Genomic DNA, 23106 nt, shown 5'->3' on the forward strand with positions numbered 1-23106 from the left:
TATCATATATAATCAGAATTTTAATACTAAATAAAAAAGGCGTTTTCTTACGTGGTACGCAAGTTCAGCCCTCTTAAAATAAAAAATTAACTTTCTTTCTAAAACCCTGTAATCAGATTTTTATAATACGCAGCAGTCATTAAATCAACTATATAGTTATTTGACTGCATGCGTACAATCTAAACTTTACTATTTTTCAGTAATAGATTAAATACTTCTCTTGCTACCTGCCGTTTTGACATCTTCTTTAAGGGAATAATATTCCCATCTCTTGAGAGAATAGTTACTTTATTGTTATCTGACGCAAATCCTATACCCTCTCCAGTTATATCATTAGCTACAATATAATCAAGATTCTTGTTTTTTAGTTTTCTTTCAGCATTTTGCAGCAAGTCATTACTTTCAGCAGCAAAACCTACAAGTACTTGTTTATTCTTTATTTCACCTAATTTTTTTAATATATCGTTATCTTTAACTAAAGTTAAATTAAACTCATCTGATATTTTCTTTATCTTTTTATGAGAATACTGTGACGGTTTATAATCTGCTACTGCAGCAGCTTTGATAACTATATCTTGACTACTAAAGCGAGTTAAAACCTCATCAAACATTTCCTTGTTTGTCTTAACCTTTACTGTTTTTATTCCATAAGGATCTTTCAAGGCTTCTGCCCCTGATATAAGAGTTACTTCAGCTCCTCTATCTCTAGCTTCTTCTGCTATAGCATATCCCATTTTTCCTGTAGATTTATTTGTTATATACCTAACAGGATCTATATAAGCAACTGTCGGACCTGCGGTTACAAGAACTTTTTTTCCTTGTAAATCCTTTATATCATAAAGTGCACTGTGAATGTACTCCGCAATAAGTTCAGTATCCGCAAGCTTACCTTCACCTTCATCTCCACAGGCTAAACGTCCACTAGAAGGATTAATAAAATCATATCCAAAACTTTGTAATTTACATATGTTATCTTTAACTATAGGATTATTATACATATTTGTATTCATAGCTGGTGCAAAAATCACCTTGGCCTTTGTTGCCATAATTGTAGTAGATAATAAATCATCTGCAATACCATTGGCAACTTTTCCTATAATATTTGCTGTTGCTGGTACAACAGCAACTAAATCAGCTTTTTTAGCAAGAGATATATGTTGAATCTCCCATGCTCTTGGCTCTGAAAACATATCATAATTTACAATATTTTGACTCAGAGTTTGAAAGCTTAAAGGATGCACAAATTTGGTAGCTGACTCAGTCATTATTACATGTATGTCATAACCTTTTTTTTTCAGCTTACTTATTACATCTAAAGCTTTATATACAGCTATGCCACCTGTTACTCCAATAAGTATAGTTTTTTTTTTGTTATCCATTATTTTATACCTTCTCTGATAGTCTCGTATGTAATTGCTCCTTCATTAATTTCGTTTATAGCTATTGTAACAGGTTTAGTTGAGTTAACTCTTACTAAAGGATCTTCTCCCTGTATTATTTGTCTAGCTCTTTTTGAAGTCATAGTAACTAATGTGTATCTGTTATCAACTTTTTCTAATAATTCAATTATTGATGGATTAATCATAGAGTTGCTCATGAATAATTCCCTCCTTAGAATCTAATATTTTATCTTTAACTCTGTCCACTCTACATCTCTCAGCTACAATTATACTTTGTATTTTTTTTACTGCTTCTTCTACTTCATCATTTATAACAGCATAATTGTATTTTGACATATAATTTACTTCTTTATATGCGGATTTAAATCTAGTAACCAAGGATTCAGGGGTTTCACTTCCTCGCTTTATTATTCTATTTTTTAATTCTTCCATAGAAGGTGGAAGTATAAATATAAATACTCCCTCAGGATAATTTTCTTTTACCTTTAAGGCTCCCTGAATATCTATTTCTAGTATAACATCTCTTCCATCTTCTATAGCTTCCAGTGCTTTGGATCTAGGAGTTCCATAGTAATTTCCATATACCTCTGCATATTCTAAGAAATCATTATTGGATATCCTACATTCAAAATCTTCCCTTTTTAAAAAATAATAGTTAACTCCATCTATTTCGCCTATTCGCGGCTGTCTTGTAGTAGCAGAAACAGAAAGCCAGAAATCACCTTCATTTAATAATGCTTTACATATAGTACCTTTCCCAGCTCCCGAAGGTCCTGATATTACTACTAAAAGCCCCTTCTTTTTCATTATTCTTCTACCTCGTTCGCTTCTTCTGCCTCTTCTTCTTTAGATGATAGTCTATGCGCTACAGTTTCTGGTTGAACTGCAGAAAGTATAACATGGTCACTATCAGTTATTATAACTGCTCTAGTTCTTCTACCATAAGTAGCATCTATAAGCATTCCTCTATCTCTTGCTTCCTGAATTATTCTTTTGATAGGAGCGGATTCTGGACTAACTATGGCTACTAATCTATTTGCTGAAACGATGTTCCCAAAGCCTATATTTATCAATTTTATACTCATATATTTCCTCCTAGTTTCTACTCAATGTTTTGCACTTGTTCTCTTATCTTTTCAATTTCGTTTTTTATATTTAAAACAAAATTTGTTATTTCTAAATTATTTGCTTTTGATCCAATTGTATTTGTTTCTCTATTCATTTCTTGAACAATAAAATCAAGTTTTCTTCCTATAGGTTCATCTATGCTCATAGTATCCTTTAACTGTAATATATGGCTGTTTAATCTAACAATTTCTTCATCTACACATGCTTTATCTGCAAAAATAGCAATTTCCATAGCTATTCTGTTATCATCGATTTGATAATCTTTAACTAATTCATTTAGTCTTTCAGTAAATTTTTCTTTATATTCTTTTACTATTAAAGGCGATCTTTCTTCTATTTTATCCAAAAAACCCTTAATATAGTCACATTTTAAGAGTATGTTGCTTTGGAGTTTTTGTCCTTCCCTTTCTCTCATTTCTACTAATAAGTTTATAGCGTCACATAAAGGCGTAGAAAGGATTGCCCATATTTCTTCTAAGTTATCCTGTTCTTGCTCTAAAGTTATTACATCGGGAAACTTGGCTATAAGAGATAAAGATAAATTTTCCTTAATACTATATCTATCTTTTATTCTATTTAAGCAGTCTACATAGCTATCTGCAAGATTCTCATCTAATATAGCTTTACTACTTTGTTTTCCATGAACACTTTGAGTAATAAAAATATCAACCTTTCCTCTGTTAACTTTTTGTAAGACAGTTTTTCTTATCCTATCTTCTAAGGCTAGCAGGCTTTTAGGCATTTTTATATTTAAGTCACAATATCTATGATTGACACTTTTTATTTCCACCGTAAAACTTAGCCCATGTTGTTCTATGCTTCCCCTTCCAAATCCGGTCATGCTTTTTACCATTATTAATTCATCCTTCCGTTATTCCTTGTGAATCCATAATAATTATACATAAATATTAATAATAATTTCAAGATAAATTTACGATATCTAGCTTTATATGACAAAACATAGTTTAAAAAGATTATATCACAAAAATATATAGTGAGTGCATTTATAGAAATATTGCAAATATATTATTAATTTATATAGGCCTATTACTAGATATTTTTAGGCGCTTATATAATAATATAAACAATTTAAACTAAATATAATCTCTCTTCAAAAAGTTCTCTAATTTTTTAATATAACTAGTTTTGCTGACAGTAAACATTAACTTTATCCGATGGCTACCCGCTCTAATACGCCCATCTTTATAGGAAACTCCTCTTCAGAGGAGTACTCACAGAGTAAGCGACCATATCAAAATCACAGATTTTGTATATCTGCTTAACCGATTCGCACAAAATCACAGATTTTGGCTCTCTGCTTAACTGGGAGTAAAGAGCGGCTACGTCCCTGGATCGTAAGACAAACCCCATCTGATTCAAGTTTCACTTTATCTTAACTTTTTGTCCTGGAAGGCTATCTCCAAATATTACTCCTAAATTTCCTAATTGTTTTCCACCTCCCTTATAGCTATAGGTATGTAACATACTCTCTATACCTTCAATAATACTATCTTTTTCACCTTGACTAACACAAAAATCCACAAATTTAGAATTCATTCCTAAGATACATAGAATTTTTCTATCCTTCTATTATAATCTAACCATTATAGTTTTTCATAGCTTTTATTATAATTTCATAAATTTATTTTCTTTTTCTCACTATTGGGTTCCTAGCTCGAAACTTAACTTATACGTAGGAATATGTTGACAAAACTGAAGCACATTTAAAAACTTTTTTATCAGTCTTAGTGAAGTGTTTTAGAAAATCTTAGAACCTTATATATGGTGAAAAGCCTAAATGGCTTTTCACCAGCGACTTATCAATGGTAATTGATAAGTTGGTCCGACAGAGCGCAGCGAGTTTATATAAGGTTCTTTTGAATTTATTATGAAACTACTCTTCCTTTCGTCAGAGTAGTAAGCGATTCGCACAAAATCACAGATTTTGGCTCTCTGCTTAAACACGAACTTTAGACTGATTAAAAGTTTTTAACGTGCTGAAGTTTGGCAACATATTCGGTCGTATAAGTTAAGTTTCCACCATGGAACCCTATAAATTTATATCAGTACTATAAAGCCTGTGAACTAAAGATTCACAGGCTTTATAGTACTGATATAAAAATTAGTTATCACAGACTTTATATATTTAAAAACTATTAAATTAATTTTTACAGTAATTCTTTTATAGTATTATGCAAATCAAACCACCGTTGCCTTCATTTATTATTTTTTGAAGAGTTCTTTGTATTTTTACCTGTACATCTTCTGGCATCTTATATAATTTGTTTTGCAAACCTTCTTTTACAAGAATTTCCAAAGACTTGCCAAACATATTACTTTGCCATATTTTAGATGGGTCATTTTCAAACTGTTCCAGCAAGGATTTAAGCATTTCTTCACTTTCTCTTTCCGTTCCCATAATAGGTGATACTTCTGTTTCAATGTCTGCTCTTATAAAGTGTAATGATGGAGCACTAGCTTTAAGCTTAACCCCAAACCTATTACCTTGCTTTACAATTTCAGGTTCTTCTAGCTTCATTTCTACAAGTTGAGGTGCTACTAAGCCATATCCTGTTTCTTTTACATCTATTAAAGCTTGTGATACCTTATCGTATTCTATTTTAGCTTTATGCATTTCTTTCACCATATCAAGCAAATTACTTTCTCCAGCTATTTCACTTTCGCAGACTTCACCTAATATTTTGTAGAACATATCCGATCTTGGTTTCAAGTCTATCCTTGCTGTTCCTTCTCCCATATTAACTTCCAAAATATTTGCTGCCCCTAAGAATTCTATGTCTTTAAAACTTTCTAGAGATTTAGCTATATCTCTTACTTTATATATGTTCTCGCACAGATCTTTGACTAAATTTATAAAATTTGTTTTTAACCAATGAACTGGTTCTAATCTTTCTATCCACTCTGGTATATCAATATTTATCTCTTTGATAGGAAACTCTTTAAGTACTCTATGGAACACATTTGTTATATCTTCTTCCTTCATATTAAGTACATCTATAGTTTGCACAGGTACATCATATTTTTCTTCTAAACTTCTCTTTAAGTTAATGGTTTCAGGATTATACGGCTGTTGTGAATTTAATACTATTATAAATGGTTTATTTATAGACTTAAGTTCATTTACTACTCTTTCTTCTGCTTCAACATAATCATCTCTATTTATACCTGTTATAGATCCATCCGTAGTAATTAAGAGCCCAATGGTTGAGTGTTCATTTATAACTTTTTTCGTTCCTAATTCTGCAGCCTCTTCAAAAGGTATTTCATAATCATACCAAGGTGTGTTTACCATCTTTGCCTGCTCACCTTCCATGTAGCCTAATGCATTCTTTACAATATACCCTACACAGTCAACCATTCTAACTTTAAACTTTGTCCCTTCATTTAAGCCTACTTCTACTGCCTCATTAGGTACAAATTTTGGTTCAGTAGTATGAATAGATTTTCCTGACGAGCTTTGAGGTAGTTCATCCTTTGCTCTTTGCTTTTTATAAGAGTTTTCAATATTAGGTATTACCATAAGTTCCATAAATCTTTTTATAAAAGTTGATTTACCTGTTCTTACAGGACCTACTACCCCTACATATATGTCTCCTTGAGTTCTTTCTGCTATATCTTTGTATATATCAAAGTTCTCCAAAATATAACCCCCAGTAATCAAATATTAACACTATATATATATTGGTTCATAATGAAGTTTATTACTAAATATTTTCATTTAATATAAAAATTGAGAAGTTAAGAATGTAGATTCACAAAATAACATTCCTAACTTCTCTTTAGTATAATTCGTCCTTCTTATCTCTTGTCATCAATTCATAAACCGCAAACTTTGGATCTTTACTTTCAAAAAGTACTCTGTATAAAATATCTGTAATGGGCATAGATACTTTTAGTTTTTCCTTTAATTCATAGAAAGCTTTGCATGCTTTTATTCCTTCTACTACCATACCGACTTGCTCACTAGCTTCAACAGAAGATGATCCTTTACCAATAAGTATTCCGGCCCTTCGATTTCTACTATGTATACTTGTGCAGGTAACAATTAAGTCACCCATACCTGTTAATCCTGCAAAAGTTTCTTTTTTTCCTCCAAGCTTAACACCTATTCTTATAATTTCACTCATACCACGAGTCATAAGTGCTGCCTTCGTATTATCACCATAACCTATACCATCAGATATTCCAGCCGCAAGTGCAATAATATTCTTCACAGCTCCTCCAATTTCAACACCTACTAAATCTTCATTTGTATACACTCTAAATTTGTCAGTCATAAATAAATCTTGAACTTTTTCTGCATATTTAATTTGTTCAGAGGAAACAACTACTGTAGTTGGTATGCCTTGAGCTACTTCTTCCGCATGACTAGGACCTGATAGTACAACTATAGGATTATTAGGTATCTCTTCCTTAATTACTTGTGAAAGTCTCTTTCCACTTTCTTCTTCAATACCCTTAGCTATGCTTATAACTATTTGGTTATGCTTTATATATTTCTTAACTTCCATACAAATAGCTCTTATAGCATGTGATGGAATGGATAGTACTATAAAATCACTATGTTCAACTACTTCTTCCATATTATCTGATGCTATTACTCCATCTGGTATGAGTATGCCCTGTAAATATTTATGATTTTGTTTTTTTATATTAATATCACTTATTACATCTTTTTTCCTATCCCAAATTTTAACCTTAGTACCTTTTTTAGCTAGCATAACAGCCAAAGCAGTTCCAAAACTACCTCCTCCTAAAAAAGCCACCTTTGAAAACATATTTATTCCTTCCTTTCTCTAAACTCCAACTTTATTCCAGTTCCTGCAAAATCAAAATTGTCTCTTAATTGATTTTCAAGATATCTTGCATAAGAAAAGTGAATACATGTAGGGTCATTTACAAAGAATACAAAAGTTGGAGCTTTCGTTCCTATCTGAGTAACATAATATATTTTTAATCTCTTATTTGCTACCACCGGTGGTTCTTTCATCATTACAGCCTTACTTATAACGTCATTTAAAACACCAGTTTTAACTCTTTTATTATAGTTATCATAACACATTTTAATAGTTTCTAAAACTTTATGTGCTCTCTGTCCTGTCTTAACAGATATAAATAGGAATGGTGCATAAGGCATAAAAGATAAACTTTTACCTATCATAGTTTTAAACTCATTCATAGTTTTAGTATCTTTTTCTATAAGATCCCATTTATTAACAATTACCAATATAGCTTTATTCAACTCATGAGCATAACCTATTATTTTTTCATCCTGGTCAGTTATACCTTGTGTTGCATCTAACATCAATATACATACATCTGCTCTTTCTATGGCAGTATATGTTCTAATAACACTATATCTTTCTATTTCTTCTTTAACCTTGCTTTTTCTTCTAAGACCAGCAGTATCTACAAGAATAAATTTTCCATAATCTGTATCTAAATAACTATCGATAGCATCCCTGGTAGTACCAGGGATATCACTAACTATAACCCTTTCCTCTCCTAAAAGTCTGTTAACCATAGAAGATTTTCCTACATTAGGTTTTCCAACAAAAGCTACTCTTATATATTCATCATCTTCTTCATAAAGACTTTCACTCTCAAAATAAGATACTACTTTATCAAGCATATCGCCAAGACCAAGACCTTGAGAAGCTGAGATTGTAACTGGTTCTCCTATACCAAGATTATAAAACTCATATGCGTTATCTTCTTCCTTTAAACTATCAACCTTGTTAACAACTAGTACAACAGATTTTTTGCTTTTTCTAAGCATCTGAGCTACTTCTCTATCCGCTGCTGTAAGTCCTTCTTTTCCGTCAACTATAAATATTATTACATTAGCTGTTTCCATAGCAATTTGTGCTTGCCTTCTCATCTGAGAAATAATTATGTCACTACTCTCAGGCTCAATACCACCTGTATCAATAATAGTAAAGTTATATTTTAGCCATTCAGCCTCTGCGTATACTCTATCTCTAGTAACTCCTGGTGTATCTTCTACTATAGATATTCTCTTTCCTGCTAATTTATTAAACAATGTAGATTTTCCTACATTTGGTCTTCCAACTATAGCTACTATTGGTTTTCCCATATCTTAGTCCTCCTTGCAATGTTCATTTATTATTTTTACTAAATCTTCTCCAGTATAATCACATACTAGTATTTTTTTATTTAATCTTTTTTCTAGTTCGTCTATTGTAATATCATCTAAAAAGACTTTTTCATGGTTTGATGCTAATTCATATCCTTTTCTTAGCATACAATCAGGAATTATGATGTATTCTCCAATCTCTTCATCTTTAACTTGTTGCACTATATCTTCTCCAGTTATAAGTCCCGCTACAGTTATTGTTTCACCAAAAAAATAATTAATTATTTTTTTTACATTTATTTTTATATTAGGGTTAACATCCATAATAATATTAGCAGCATTTTGTATTTCTGCATATGCAGAACCTCCAGTTATAAGTGTAAAAGAACCCTTTGCTTTTAATTTCAAATCTTTTATAGAGTTGTTAACATGGTTTCTAAAAATACGTATAACTCCAACGCCATCTTCTAATTGCTTAAATCCCTTATAAAAATCCGTATTTGGCACTTCTCTTTCTGCAATAACATAAAATTCATCAGATAGTCTTACAAAAGGCTCTCCTATTTCTTTTCTATATTTATCTTGAAGCTTAGATACTAGATCCAGCTGCTCACCAGCAGATTTTTTATTATAAAGTTTCATATGGTATAAGCCTTCTCTAAACTTTGTAAGTCCTACAGGTACTACAGCTAAATTCTCTATTTGAGGGTAAAGCTTATATAAATCCTCAATAGTTTTTAACAACTCTTCTCCATCATTTACTTCTGGGCATAGTACGATTTGGCAATTTATACTTATTCCAGCCTCAGCTAGCTTTTTCAGTCTATCATATATATTACCTGCAAATCTGTTATTAGTCATTTTAATTCTAAGCTTAGCATTAGTAGTGTGAACTGATACATTTATAGGACTTATCCTATACTTTATTATTCTATTAATATCATCATCACTCATATTAGTCAAAGTAACAAAATTTCCTTGCAGAAATGCTAGTCTAGAATCATCATCTTTAAAGTAAAGAGTTTCTCTCATACCTTTTGGAAGCTGATCTATAAAACAAAAAATACATTTATTATGACAGCTTTTAGGTTTATCTAGTATAGCATCTCTAAACTCAACACCTAAATCTTCATCATAGTCTTTTTCCACTTCAAGTTCCCAAATCTCACCGTTACTTTTCTCAATTTCTATAGTGACATTTTCATCACAAATCAAAAATTTGTAATCAATAATATCTTTAACCTCTTGACCATTAATAGTCAACAGATAATCTCCTGCTTCTAGTTCTAATTCTTCAGCTAAACTCCCTGGATTCACTGCTGCAATTTGATTTTTCATATGTTCAACTCCTATTTTTCCTTTTCATAACCTTATATCCAGTTAACCAAAGCAAATTATGCTAAAACTAAACAAAAAGTTTACTTAGCTTAAATTTTTCATGTTATCTCCATTTAGTAATATTACCTTAATATGATTATTTAGTCAACGTATAAAAACCCTTCTAGAAGAAGGGTTTTCAATTGTAAAACCGTTAATCTGTCAAATGATGTTATAAAGGTTTTGTTAAGTTGCTCTAATATTTCATGTTGTTTTTTATCTCCTTCGTGTTCAACATCCTTAAGTTTTTTAAGGTTTTCTTCTGCGTTATCTAGCTGTTTAAAAAATTCTACTAAAGCATTAGCAGCTTTATATGCAATATTAGCAGTTTCAACAAAAAAATAACGAATCAATTTGGAATTTATTGATCCGTTATTTTTATTCATTTAGTATATTATGTTGCTAATGTTAAACATCCAGCTAGTTATGGCAATATATTATTTAGTTTTCATATCACTTGCTGGTATATATCCTAACTTTTCAACTAATGCTTTATTTTCATCACTTACCATGTAATCTATAAATGCTTTAGATAAATCTTTAGCTTCACCTTTAGTATACATATGTTCATATGACCAGAATGGATATTTTCCTGTAGTTATGTTATCTTTATTAGATTCTACACCTTCTATTTTTACTGGCTTTACATTTTTCTTAACATCCTCACTTAAATATGATAAAGCAAGATAACTTATAGAACCCTTAGTAGCTTGTATAGCTTTTTCAACATTTCCGTTTGAATCTTGAGTTGTTCCAAGCCCTTCTTTTTCATCTTTTCCGCCCATAACTGTTTGTTTAAATGTTGCTCTTGTACCTGAAGATTTTGCTCTATTTATTACATTTATAGCAGCATCATCTCCACCAACCTGTTTCCAGTTAGTTATTTCTCCTGTAAATATCTTTTGTATTTGATCCTTTGTTAGGTTATCAACTTTTACGTCTGGATTTACTACTACTGCAAATCCAATTACACATACTTGGTGATCAACTAATTCCTTTGCTTTAGCAGCATCTAATTTTGAACCTTCAGTTGTTACATCTGAATTTCCAATATCTGCAGTACCTTCTGAAACTAATTTTAATCCAGTACCACTTCCGCCACCTTGAACATTGATTGTTGCCTTTGGATTCTTTTCAGTAAATGCCTTTCCAGCTTGTTCAGCCAATGGTTGAAGCGCTGTTGAACCAGCAAGTGTTATTGAACCACTTATTTCCTTTTTAGTTTCTTCTCCTGTTTTTGCAGCCTGCTGACTACTTCCGCAACCTACAAACGCTCCAGCTACAACAGTTATTGCAACCGCAGCTAGCATAGCTCTTAAGCTTCCCTTCTTCATTACGTAAACCCTCCTCAAAATTTTCAATGCAATTGTTTTCTACCTTATTTATATTACATCTCTAAAGTTAACTATTTATTATACATAGGTTAAATAAAATTAACATACATATCAGTTAGCTGCCTATATTTAAATGAATTGAAACTTAATTCACATAGGGTTTTGTATATCCACACTAGGGCAGTTTTTTATGCCGACTTACATCAGTAAACTGCCCGTTAAATGCCACTTAGGCATTTAGATCCCACCTAAATTTTAGCCTAATGAATAAATACATTTTGGCATAGCCTAATAAAAAATATGTTAAGTTTTATTACAAAACTTAACATATACTTAAAACTTAGCAATAATTTGTCATTTAATTTAACTATTTTTGTTATACGGTATTTTGACTATAAATGTACTTCCCTTACCCAACTGACTTTCCACATCAATTATACCGCCAAATAGCATTACAATATGTTTTACTATAGCTAATCCTAGTCCTGTGCCACCTTGATTTCTAGATCTAGCTTTATCTACTCTATAAAACCTTTCAAAAAGTCTACCTAAATGCTCTTTGGGTATTCCAACACCAGTATCTTTAATCCATAATATACAAGTATTATTCTCATATTCTGTTCCAACTTCAACAGATCCGCCGTTCTCTGTATACTTAATAGCGTTATCTATTAAATTAATGACCATTTGTTTAAATCTATCACTATCTCCAATTAAATGTGGAATATTTTCTCCAACAATAGTCAACTTAATATTCTTTTTATCTGCTGAGTTTTTCATAAGGTAACATACATCTTTTACAATATGGTTTACTTCCACTTTTTCATTTTTTTCCTTAGTACTACTTTCAATGTGAGATAGAATTAAAATATCATTAATTAGTCTAGTTAACCTATCTGCTTCGTCATTAATTATACTAAGAAACTTGTCTTTGTTAGCAGCATCATTAACATATCTTAAAGTTTCAGCAAAACCTTTAATAGATGTTAATGGAGTTTTTAATTCATGTGATACATTTGCAACAAACTGTGATCTCATATTTTCTAGCTTTTTCACATCAGTTATATCCTGAACCACAGCAACTGTACCTATCTTTTCCTTATCACTTATAATCTCCGCAGTTCGTATTCTTAAATCTTTCTCTTTAGGCCAAAGTATTTTTAGTTCTCTATAATCTTCATTTGTATTTTTGAATACATCTTCCAATTCAAAATCTCTTATGTTATCCATGAGCTTCTGACCTATAATATTTTTGTTTATTCCAAATATTGATTTAGCGTAAGGATTTATAATAATCACTTTATAATGTTTGTCAATAGCAATAACTCCACTATCCATGCTTTTCAATATGGCCTCTAACTTATTTTGCTTGTCTAAAGCATCCTTTAGTGTAACTTGTAGTTTATCAGCCATATTATTAAAGGTTCTACTAAGTTGCCCTATTTCATTTTCTGAAAATATGTTAACTCTTCTATGTAGTTCTCCCTTAGCCATTCTTGATGTAGCAAATTCAAGATTTTTTATAGGCATTACTATAGATTGAGATAGCCTTGATGCAAATATTGTGGATAATAACATAGAAAAAACTATAATTGCTACATAATACTTAAAGTAACTATTTTCTATCATTTTAATAGCTTGTATTGTTATAGAACTTCTTAGAATATATCCATTACCAAAGCTGGTAGCAAAATATAATGTGTCTTTACCTATAGTATAGCTATGCCTTATGCTATATCCAACACCATATTTCCTTGCATCCTGTACCTCTTTCCTGGAATTATGATTGTCCATACTTTCACTATCAGCTACTGAATCATTTAAGACCTTGCCACTGCTATCTATAAATGTCACTCTAATCATTTCACTCTTAAGATTATATTTTAGAAAATCTTCTCTTTTAAAATCATACTTTAAAAAATCTTCCTTATTCTCTATATTTTCATTCTTTAATAAATTTATTATTAAAGCATTATTCATTTTTAAAGTTTCTTTTATATTTTCTTTGTACTCGTAATTTTCAATAAATATAAAAAGAATAGTAATTATAGTCATACTAAGAAATACAGTGACTAGCATAGAACTCATAAGCTTTTTTTTCATATTAATCACCAATTAATCCCCTGAAGTGAATCTATATCCAATGCCTCGTATAGTTTCTATATATCTAGGATTTTTATCATCTTCCTCAATTTTTTGTCTTAAATGTCTTATGTGAACATCAACTGTCCTAGTTTCACCTATATACTCATAACCCCATATCTTATCTAGTAAAAAATCTCTAGTCATTACCCTTCCTTTATTTTTTATCAATATTTCAAGCAATTCAAATTCTTTTAAAGTTAGTTCTATCTTAGTGCCATTTTTTAGAATCTCATGTTTTTCAAAATCTATAGTTATTTTGCCAAAGTTAAAAGATTTATCTACAGGTTTTATTGCAGTTCTTCTTAAAACTGCCTTCACTCTAGCTATAAGTTCTCTTATGGAAAATGGCTTAGTAATATAATCATCTGCACCTAGTTCTAACCCTAAAACTCTATCAAATTCTTCTCCTTTAGCCGTTATCATTATAATAGGCGTAGAAGATATATTGTTATTCTTTCTTATTTCTTTACACACATCATATCCATCCATACCGGGTAACATTACATCTAAAAGTACTAATTGTGGATTTTCTAAAGATGCAACCTTTAACGCTTCTAACCCGTTATCTGAACAAACTGTCCTATATCCGTTATTTTCTAAGTTAAATTTGATAAGTTCTCTTATATGTTCTTCATCATCTACTACCAATATTTTTTCTTCCGGCATATCGCACCTCCTGAGTAATTTAAAAGCTATTTCAAATAGATGAAAGAAAATAATCTCCCGCCATTATTATTTTTCCTATAGGAATGCATTAAATATTCATCATTGCAGAATGTACATATATTCATATCATAAATATTTTGCTTACAAATTCCTTTATCTAGTAATTGATGCATTATACATTTTTTCATGCTTAACTTTCTTCCATTTGATATGTTTATATTGTTATATGTACTAGATTGTTTAAATTTATGTATAAGCTCCTCACTAACTTCGTAGCAACATTCATGTATATGAGGCCCAATACATATAATTAGGTTTTCTCCTTTAGAGCCATATATTTTTTCCATTTTACTAATTGTATCTGTTAGAACCCCTGAGAAAGTGCCTCTCCAACCGCTGTGAACAGCAGCTACTACTTTATTTACTTTATCATATAATAAAATAGGAGTACAATCTGCTGCAAACACTCCAATAGCAGTATTAAATTTATTAGTAATTAGGGCATCTCCTTCTTCAGTCTTATAATCATATAAAACAACATCATTGCCATGAACCTGATGTAAATATCCTATATTTTCTACACCAAACCATTTTTTTATATTTTCTAAATTTTTTATACCTTCATCTGTAGCCTTATTAAAACTTAAATTATTTTTTGCAGTTGAAACTACTACCTCTGCTCCACTTAAAGAAATTTTTATAAATTCATAATTGTCGATTAATACTTTCTCCATATATGAACCTCCAATATTCTGTATTTACCAAAAGCTTAATACTCAATATTATAGGCATTTAATAATATTTTAACATTCATTTATATTGTATAGCATAAAAACTTATACTTTTTAACACCCTTAACTTATTGTTAACATTAACAATAAGTAATGGTATGCATTAGCATACCATTACTTATTACCTATTAAATTTTTAATTTCCTCCATAAAAGTATTTATATCTTTAAACTGCCTATAAACTGATGCAAATCTAACGTAGGAAACTTCATCCAACTGCTTAAGGTTTTCCATTATCATTTCACCTATATAATCTGAATTTACCTCTGTGAGCATTTGATTATTAATTTTCTTTTCTACTTCATTTGCCACATCTTCTATTTGCTGTCTTGAAACTGGTCTTTTTTGACATGCTTTTATTAAACCATTTATTATTTTTGTTCTATCAAAATATTCTCTATTCATATTCTTTTTTATTACTAGTATAGGTACATTTTCAATTTTCTCATAAGTAGTGTATCTCTTATTACAACTTAAACACTCTCTCCTTCTCCTTATAGATGCATTATCTTCCGTGGATCTTGAATCAACAACTTTACTTTCCGCATAGCCGCAATAAGGGCATTTCACTTTTCTTCACGTCCTTTTAAATCTAAAATTATGTTTAACTTAGTCTATGTAAACCCATTCCTATAAATATTATACACTTTTTTGTACAAAATTCTACATATTATCTTTTAATCTTTCAGCATAAAATCTTCACCATCAATAAGCAACACATCTACACCTATCTTTTTAATATTCCCCCATGGAATCTCAATATCTTCTGTTTTACCAAACCATGAAACTTTTTGAGCTGGTAATATGAGTGAAACAACCCTGCTCTCATCGCAATCTATTTTTAAATCCTTTATAAATCCTAATTTTGTCCCAGTATTTATGTCAATTATTTCCATGGATCTTAAATTACCAATAGAATATAATGCTTTTTCTTCTTCCATGTTTTATTCCTCCCTATCCCCTTTTTAATAAATATATGAATATATATTTTTATTCATTACAGTTTAAAGAATATATTGAGCATTAAGGTATCTGAAAAAATAACAAGTCAATTTTAACCAGGGAATTTTGTGTAAGACAAGGCGGCAGGTCCCGTCAATAGTTGAACTATTAACGGGTTCTGCCAACGCAGTATTACACAAAATTACCCGTTAAATTGACTAGTTATTTTTTCAGATGCCTAGGGTGCATTTAATTTTAGTGAAGAAAAATATGGAAAGCTACATTGCGTAAAAGCCTTAGAAGCTCTTAACGCAGTGAAGATAGGGCAAATCATTGTTTGAGTGTAGCGAGTTTGATTTGATCCTGAGCAAGTTTTAGAGCTTCTTAGGTTTTGAAGCACGTATCTGGAATATATTTCTTCACTAAAATTAAATGCACCTAGATGCCTTAATGTCAGTGAAAAATAAAAAGCTGAGAATATTAAGTTTGATACTTAATCTTATTCTCAGCTTATAATAATCAATAAGTATATATAATACCTAGATTTAAACGTATTTTCTCATATGTCTTAATGCAGTTTTTTCTAATCTTGATACCTGTGCTTGTGATATTCCTATTTCATCTGCTACCTCCATTTGAGTTCTTCCATCAAAAAATCTTAAATTAAGTATAAGTTTTTCTCGATCATTTAGTTTTTTCATGGCTTCCTTTATGGCTATATTCTCTAGCCAACTATCATCCATGTTCTTGCTATCACTTATTTGATCCATAACATAGATAGCATCTCCTCCATCATGATATATAGGTTCAAATAAGGATACTGGATCTTGAATGGCATCTAAAGCAAATACCACTTCTTCTCTTGGAACTTTTAATTCCTTTGCTATTTGTGATATGGTAGGTTCTTTGTTGTTTTCGCTTATAAGTCTATCTCTAACCTGCAGAGCTCTGTAAGCAATATCCCTTAAGGACCTACTTACCCTTATGGAATTGTTATCTCTTAAATACCTTCTTATTTCACCTATAATCATCGGTACAGCATAGGTAGAAAATTTAACATTCTGACTTAAATCAAAGTTATCAATAGCCTTAATTAATCCTATGCAACCAACTTGAAATAAATCATCTACATTTTCCCCTCTGTTGTTAAATCTTTGAATTACACTTAGAACTAATCTTAAGTTTCCTCTTATAAATTTTTCTCTGGATCTGTTATCTCCTTCCTTCATCTTTATTAACAAATCCTTCATCTCTGGTTCCTTTAAAACCGGTAGTTTCGCAGTATTTACGCCACAAATTTCAACTTTATTAATTATCATAAAGTCATCAGCCCCTTCAGAATATATCGCATTTAAATTATTTACTAAGGAGCTAAATTTTATACTAAAGACAACCTTATAACATTTTATTTATTTCTTTCTTCAATCTTTTTATTATTCTCTTTTCCAATCTAGAAATATATGATTGAGATATTCCTAACATATCCGCAACTTCTTTTTGAGTTTTTTCTCCTTGTCCATTTAATCCAAATCTCAAGCTCACTATTTCTTTTTCTCTATCACTAAGTCTTTTCATAGCTACCATTAAAAGCTGTTTATCCACTTCATCTTCTATAAAATTATACACTACATCATTCTCCGTACCTAATATGTCTGATAAGAGCAATTCATTTCCATCCCAATCGATGTTTAATGGCTCATAAAAAGAAATTTCAGCTTTAACTTTACTATTTCTTCTCAAATACATTAATATTTCGTTTTCAATACAACGTGAAGCGTATGTAGCTAATTTTATTTTTTTCTCTGGATCAAATGTGTTTACAGCTTTTATAAGTCCTATAGTCCCTACAGATACTAAATCCTCAACATTCACTCCAGTATTTTCGAATTTTCTAGCTATGTAAACTACCAACCTGAGATTTCTCTCTATTAAAGTTGATCTTACACTTTCTTCTCCTGAAACAAGTTTTGCAACTAAATCATCTTCTTCTTTTTTAGTTAATGGAGGAGGTAAGACATCATTTCCTCCTATATAGTAAACAGTTTTAATAAAAACCTTAAACTTTGTTAATATTCTATTTAATAAAATTTTTATTTTTAGCATATATACCCCCTATTGTAAGTGTTATTACTTATTTCTACAAATAATTAAACATTTTAATTTTTCCTCATAATTAATCTACATTATTACCCCTCTTGATAACAGTGCATCATAATCATTAATATCACTTAGTTTTCCTTCACAGAATGCTATTATAACTTCTTTGTCACAATTTTCTTCGCCTGAATTTATTGTTACATATTCCGGCTTAATACCTTCCATAGTTCCCCCTTGTCCATTTACTACTTTATAGGGAATATGAAATTTATCATAGGAATTTAAATCTATATCATAGAAAACTTGCTTTTCTACTATAATTACTGGTAAATTTGTAGCTGGTTCTCTTAGTTCGTTTCCAGTATCTAAAAAGGCCTTTATATGTTTCCTAGAATTTTTTAGTACAATTTCTACATCATAAATTAAAGTACTCAAACTTTTTCTATCTTTAATATAAATTATTAACCTATTTATTAGCATATATATTATCATGAGAGAAATCATAAGTTTTTTGTAAGAAAAATTCTCAATATAAAAACTTCCTATATCATAATTTTCATTATATTGATTCAGAATTAATTGTATAAAAATACATAGTCCAGCCAACCCCATAGAATATGAAATAAATATACATACTGCTTTTAAGTTAAGAATAAAACTTCTCTTTCTAAAAGCAATTAAAATTATTAATACTGCAGCAATAATTTTAAATGGTAAAGTTGAAAAAAAAATTAGTTGAGGATACACTAATGTAATAACATAAAGACTTCCTAATATAGCTGCTATAAACATGTATCCAAATTTTGTTCGTATTTTTATAGTATTTGCTGTAATATGCAACAAAAATAAATTTACTACTAAGTTTTCAAGAATTATCACATCTAAAAAGACAACCAAATAAAAACTCCACCTCCATTACGTTTATCTAAAGTTTATAGTTTTATTATACAGCTATAAATTTCAAAATTTTGTCATTTTATATTTATATTCTTTATTTTTATGTGATATAATATGCCATTATATTTAGATATATAACCATGAACCTATAAAAAAACACTAAGCAAGTAGTTCACTTGCTTAGTGTTTTTTTAGAGATTTCTCTGCTTCATGTAAATTTCACTTTATTTTCTTTGTCTTCTTAAAAATGCAGGTATTTCCAAGTTATTTTCATCAAAGTTATGATATTCTAAGGTAGCTGCAGCTTCATCTTTATTGTTTGCATGATTAGGAGTTTGTTGCGGTGTTATATTATTTACACTATTTATATTATTTGTTTTCACAACTGTTTCCTTCTTCAATTGAACTCTTTCAGCTTCAAATCCTGTAGCAATTACAGTAATTCTTATTTCATCCTTTATATTTTCATCGATTACTGCACCAAATATAATATTTGCATCTGGATCTGCTGCTTCCTGAACTATTTCTGCTGCCTCATTTATTTCAAGCAATCCTAAGTCTGGCCCACCTGTAATATTCAAAAGCACCCCTGTTGCCCCTACTATAGAAGTTTCTAGTAACGGACTTGATATAGCCTGTTTTGCAGCTTCCTGTGCCCTATTATCTCCAGTGCCTCTACCTACACCCATATGTGCAAGTCCTTTATCTATCATTATAGTTCTAACATCTGCAAAATCAAGGTTTACAAGACCAGGAATAGTAATTAAGTCAGATATACCCTGAACACCTTGTCTCAAAATATCATCTGCATATTTAAATGATTCCATTAGGGTAGTTTTCTTATCAACTATGCTTAACAATCTTTCATTTGGAATAGTTACTAAGGTATCTACTCTTTCTTTCAGATTCTTAATTCCCATTTCTGCATGGAGCATTCTTTTTCTACCTTCAAATGGAAAAGGCTTAGTTACTACACCTACGGTTAAAATCCCCATAGATTTAGCTATTTCAGCAATTACTGGTGCTGCTCCTGTACCAGTACCACCACCCATACCAGCTGTAATAAATACCATATCTGCGCCTTTTATTGCTTGTGAAATTTCATCTTTACTTTCGTCAGCTGCTTTTTGTCCGATTTCAGGGTTGGCACCAGCTCCCAGACCCTTAGTAAGCTTATCCCCTATCTGTATTTTTTGTGATGCTTGCGAAAGCATTAATGCCTGTTTATCTGTATTTACAGAAATAAACTCAACATTCTTTAATCCATCCCTTATCATTCTGTTTACAGCATTGTTCCCGCCGCCACCGCATCCTATTACTTTTATATTTGCAAATTGTTGAAGTTCAACATCAAAATCTAGCACAATACTACCTCCCTCATTAGAAAAAATCTGTAAAAAAATCTTTTATTTTTGATACAAATCCAATGTTTTCTTTTTTTTCTTCCCTAATATCACTTTCCATAGCTAATTCTCTTGCTGTATTTTCTCTTTCCTTTTCTGTCTTCCTTGCAAAACTTCTATCTTTTACTGAGTCTGCAACATCTTTCACTATACCTACCGCTGATGCGTATAGGGGACTTGCTGCTCCAATATAATCTGGTGTACCTATTCTAATTGGCTTTTGGATTATGTTCTTACTAAAGTCTTCAATACCTTTAAAAAGTGCTAGTCCACCTCCAGATATAACAACTCCGGTTAGTTTTTCATAACAACCACTAGACTTTAGTTTTTGGTCTATGAGATATAATAACTCTTCCACCCTAGCTTCTATGATTTGTTTTAATGTACTATAATCTGTTTGTACTATATTATTATAATCCGCATTGACATCAATTTTCAAATTATAACTTGTAGAATCTTCTCCAACACATCCATATTTTAGCTTTAACTTTTCCGCTTCTGAAAAAGGTAACTTTAAGCACAATGCTATGTCATTGGTTATGGTACTACCACCAAAAGCTATTGTACTTATATTAGCTAGATACCCACCTTCATAAGCATAAATATTAATGGATTCTGAACCTACATCTACTAACGCTACTCCACGTCTTGTTTCTTCTTCTTTTAATATAACTGCAGACAGAGCTAATGGTTGGAATACTACTCCAAGCACCTTAATTCCAGCCTTGTTTATACTCTTAAAAAGATTGTTTACTACTGTGGTTTGTGCTAGTATAATTTGAGCATCCACTTCTAGTCTTAGTCCACTCATACCTATAGGGTCTTTTATTTTATCATAACCATCAATTATGTACTGCTGAGGTATAACACCTATGATTTCTTTATCGGATGGAATTGTAATAATTTTAGATGCCTTTAAAACTCTTTTTACATCATTCTCTTTAATTTCCCTATCTTCTGAAGCAACAGCTACAACACCTTTATTCCATAATAGTTCACTTATTCCCCCTGTTAAAGATATGTAAGCTTCCGATATCTTTGCATCAATCATTCTTTCCAGACTGTCAATGCATAGCTTTACCGATTCAGAAGTGTTATCTATGTCAACAACTATACCCTTTTTAACACCATTACAATTTGCCGATGTAATTCCTATTATTTGCATTTTACCGTACTTATCTATTTTTCCAGCGGCAGCACATACTTTAGATGATCCTATATCTATTCCAACTATATACTCATTCATTAAGCATCTTTCCCCCCTTGTAAGAGAACCATCAAATTATATATTCAACAAAAAGTTTATTTTTCCTCTTAATATTTTATCATATTTTAATAAAATCTCAAATATAGTTAAATAATCTATCATTTTGTTTACTACATATAACAAAAGGGAAAGATTTACAATCTCCCCCCTTACTTATTATTCTAATTAGCTTTCTCTAAATCATTAATTTTGATACTTCTAGTATGTACAGTATGACTCCATTCTTTTTTATTTTTATCTATAATTCCTTGCAATGAAATAGGAAACCAGGTAATAGCATAAACTGGATATATTATGTAATACAAGAATATCTTAAAGCTAAACTTCTTTTCTAAAATTAATATAAAAGGAGTATACAGTAACTGTAGTATAGAAATCAATATAGCTATTATGGTTAACAAGTTAAAATTAAATGAATAAACAACTGAACTAAAACTTGCTATGAGGTTAGAAGCCTTTGCAAAATGTTGAAACGTACCCACTAGAGCTGAAATGCCCATCAATACTGCTACTACTGGTTGTATACTATATAACGCACAATCTAATGCAATAAAACTAAAACTACAGATAGACTTTTTTAACAACTTAAAGAAATATCTGCTGGCAACATCTGCAAATCCTTGCATCCACCTTTTTCTTTGCCGCCAAGACTGTGCTAAGGTAAGGGGTTTTTCATCATATATTATAGCATTATGAGCCCATCCTACTTTATAACCATGCAATATAATTTTACATGTAAACTCTAAGTCTTCTGTCAAACAAGTAGCTCCCCAACCAAGCTTTTTCAATATATTAGTATCAATACAAAAACCTGTTCCACCCAATTGGCTAGATAAACCCATATTACTTCTTGCTAATTGAAATATTCTATTATTAGTCCAAAATGATATAGAATAGCTAGCTGTAATCCAAGTATCTTGAGGATTTTTACTATCTAAGTAGCCTTGAACTACCTTATAACCTTCACAAAGCTTTTTATTCATTTCCTTTAAGAACCTTTTATGAGCAAGGTTATCCGCATCAAATATTGCAACGGCGCTATATTTTTTGTCCATTTTAAAAATCTTATCAAACATCCATTCTAAAGCAAAACCTTTACCTCGTTTTTCCTTATCAAATCTTTCATATACTATAGCACCTTTATTCCTTGCCTTTATAGCAGTTTTATCAGTACAGTTATCTGCAATAACAAAAATATCATAAAGTTCCCTAGGATAATCGAGGTTTTTAAGACTGTCAACAATGTCTCCTATAACAATTTCTTCATTATGTGCAGCAACTACTAAGGCAAAGCTTTTATTGGGTTTTACCTCTTTATCATCTTTTCTCTTATATATACCAAAAAAAGATATACATAGGTAGTACATAGTTATGAAATATACTATATAAGTTAAAATGCGAGAGGTATCATGAATTATTTCCTTGAAAATGCTCAATATCAATCCCCCCTAATTCAAAGTTATTTTAGCATAAATGAACTTTAATTACTATAGAATTTATAATAATTTAGCAAAAATATTTTAGATGTACATAGATGTACA

23 protein-coding genes are annotated in these 23106 nt (G+C 30.5%); all 23 read right to left on the reverse strand.

The window, feature by feature from the left end; genetic code table 11:
* Positions 1-179: 179 nt before the first annotated feature.
* On the reverse strand, positions 180-1379 hold the full coding sequence (coaBC, locus tag HGI79_RS01390) for a bifunctional phosphopantothenoylcysteine decarboxylase/phosphopantothenate--cysteine ligase CoaBC (RefSeq protein ID WP_185648935.1): 1200 nt from the start codon (positions 1377-1379) through the stop codon (positions 180-182).
* Positions 1379-1597 carry a DNA-directed RNA polymerase subunit omega gene (gene rpoZ, locus HGI79_RS01395; protein WP_185648936.1) on the reverse strand — a complete coding sequence of 73 codons (219 nt, stop codon included), beginning with the start codon at positions 1595-1597 and terminating at the stop codon, positions 1379-1381. The genes coaBC and rpoZ overlap by 1 nt, the downstream gene beginning before the upstream one ends.
* On the reverse strand, positions 1578-2207 hold the full coding sequence (gmk, locus tag HGI79_RS01400) for a guanylate kinase (protein ID WP_185648937.1): 630 nt from the start codon (positions 2205-2207) through the stop codon (positions 1578-1580). Before gmk ends, rpoZ begins: the two co-directional genes overlap by 20 nt.
* Entirely contained in the window at positions 2207-2485 is a 279-nt protein-coding gene (gene remA, locus HGI79_RS01405) for an extracellular matrix/biofilm regulator RemA (RefSeq protein WP_185648938.1), read from the reverse strand. The genes gmk and remA overlap by 1 nt, the downstream gene beginning before the upstream one ends.
* 17 nt (positions 2486-2502) lie before the next feature.
* Entirely contained in the window at positions 2503-3381 is an 879-nt protein-coding gene (locus tag HGI79_RS01410; RefSeq protein ID WP_185648939.1) for a YicC/YloC family endoribonuclease, read from the reverse strand.
* Between the two features lie 530 nt (positions 3382-3911).
* A complete protein-coding gene (locus HGI79_RS01415) occupies positions 3912-4085 on the reverse strand; it encodes a hypothetical protein (protein WP_185648940.1) in 174 nt (57 codons plus the stop codon).
* A 625-nt stretch (positions 4086-4710) separates the two neighbouring features.
* On the reverse strand, positions 4711-6189 hold the full coding sequence (gene spoIVA, locus HGI79_RS01420) for a stage IV sporulation protein A (RefSeq protein ID WP_185648941.1): 1479 nt from the start codon (positions 6187-6189) through the stop codon (positions 4711-4713).
* 139 nt (positions 6190-6328) lie between these two features.
* On the reverse strand, positions 6329-7327 hold the full coding sequence (locus HGI79_RS01425) for an NAD(P)H-dependent glycerol-3-phosphate dehydrogenase (RefSeq protein WP_185648942.1): 999 nt from the start codon (positions 7325-7327) through the stop codon (positions 6329-6331).
* A 2-nt stretch (positions 7328-7329) separates the two neighbouring features.
* A complete protein-coding gene (der, locus tag HGI79_RS01430) occupies positions 7330-8646 on the reverse strand; it encodes a ribosome biogenesis GTPase Der (protein ID WP_185648943.1) in 1317 nt (438 codons plus the stop codon).
* Positions 8647-8649: 3 nt separating this feature from the next.
* Positions 8650-9984: a DUF512 domain-containing protein gene (locus tag HGI79_RS01435; protein WP_185648944.1), complete on the reverse strand. Its 1335-nt coding sequence runs from the start codon at positions 9982-9984 to the stop codon at positions 8650-8652.
* A 140-nt stretch (positions 9985-10124) separates the two neighbouring features.
* Complete coding sequence (locus tag HGI79_RS01440; RefSeq protein WP_185648945.1) at positions 10125-10409, reverse strand: DUF47 domain-containing protein; 285 nt, start codon at positions 10407-10409, stop codon at positions 10125-10127.
* 51 nt (positions 10410-10460) lie between these two features.
* Entirely contained in the window at positions 10461-11357 is an 897-nt protein-coding gene (locus HGI79_RS01445; RefSeq protein ID WP_185648946.1) for a phosphate ABC transporter substrate-binding protein, read from the reverse strand.
* A gap of 363 nt (positions 11358-11720) precedes the next feature.
* Positions 11721-13460, reverse strand: a complete 1740-nt coding sequence (gene pnpS, locus HGI79_RS01450; RefSeq protein WP_185649004.1) for a two-component system histidine kinase PnpS — start codon at positions 13458-13460, stop codon at positions 11721-11723.
* 12 nt (positions 13461-13472) lie between these two features.
* A complete protein-coding gene (locus HGI79_RS01455) occupies positions 13473-14168 on the reverse strand; it encodes a response regulator transcription factor (RefSeq protein ID WP_185648947.1) in 696 nt (231 codons plus the stop codon).
* A gap of 26 nt (positions 14169-14194) precedes the next feature.
* Positions 14195-14902, reverse strand: coding sequence for a peptidoglycan editing factor PgeF (gene pgeF, locus HGI79_RS01460; protein WP_185648948.1), 708 nt, complete (start codon positions 14900-14902; stop codon positions 14195-14197).
* A 171-nt stretch (positions 14903-15073) separates the two neighbouring features.
* Positions 15074-15529: a transcriptional regulator NrdR gene (gene nrdR, locus HGI79_RS01465; protein ID WP_185648949.1), complete on the reverse strand. Its 456-nt coding sequence runs from the start codon at positions 15527-15529 to the stop codon at positions 15074-15076.
* A gap of 107 nt (positions 15530-15636) precedes the next feature.
* The gene (locus HGI79_RS01470) at positions 15637-15900 is read right to left on the reverse strand and encodes a YlmC/YmxH family sporulation protein (RefSeq protein ID WP_185648950.1); all 264 of its coding nucleotides are present in this window, start codon (positions 15898-15900) and stop codon (positions 15637-15639) included.
* 546 nt (positions 15901-16446) lie between these two features.
* Positions 16447-17220 carry an RNA polymerase sporulation sigma factor SigG gene (gene sigG / locus HGI79_RS01475; protein ID WP_185648951.1) on the reverse strand — a complete coding sequence of 258 codons (774 nt, stop codon included), beginning with the start codon at positions 17218-17220 and terminating at the stop codon, positions 16447-16449.
* Positions 17221-17296: 76 nt separating this feature from the next.
* Positions 17297-18004 carry an RNA polymerase sporulation sigma factor SigE gene (gene sigE / locus HGI79_RS01480; protein ID WP_185648952.1) on the reverse strand — a complete coding sequence of 236 codons (708 nt, stop codon included), beginning with the start codon at positions 18002-18004 and terminating at the stop codon, positions 17297-17299.
* Positions 18005-18079: 75 nt separating this feature from the next.
* Complete coding sequence (spoIIGA, locus tag HGI79_RS01485) at positions 18080-18895, reverse strand: sigma-E processing peptidase SpoIIGA (protein WP_185648953.1); 816 nt, start codon at positions 18893-18895, stop codon at positions 18080-18082.
* Between the two features lie 224 nt (positions 18896-19119).
* Positions 19120-20259, reverse strand: coding sequence for a cell division protein FtsZ (gene ftsZ / locus HGI79_RS01490; protein WP_185648954.1), 1140 nt, complete (start codon positions 20257-20259; stop codon positions 19120-19122).
* A 16-nt stretch (positions 20260-20275) separates the two neighbouring features.
* Entirely contained in the window at positions 20276-21544 is a 1269-nt protein-coding gene (gene ftsA, locus HGI79_RS01495; RefSeq protein ID WP_185648955.1) for a cell division protein FtsA, read from the reverse strand.
* A gap of 182 nt (positions 21545-21726) precedes the next feature.
* The gene (locus HGI79_RS01500; protein WP_185648956.1) at positions 21727-23001 is read right to left on the reverse strand and encodes a glycosyltransferase family 2 protein; all 1275 of its coding nucleotides are present in this window, start codon (positions 22999-23001) and stop codon (positions 21727-21729) included.
* Positions 23002-23106: the final 105 nt, after the last annotated feature.

It is taken from the genome of Clostridium sp. DJ247 (assembly GCF_014231265.1).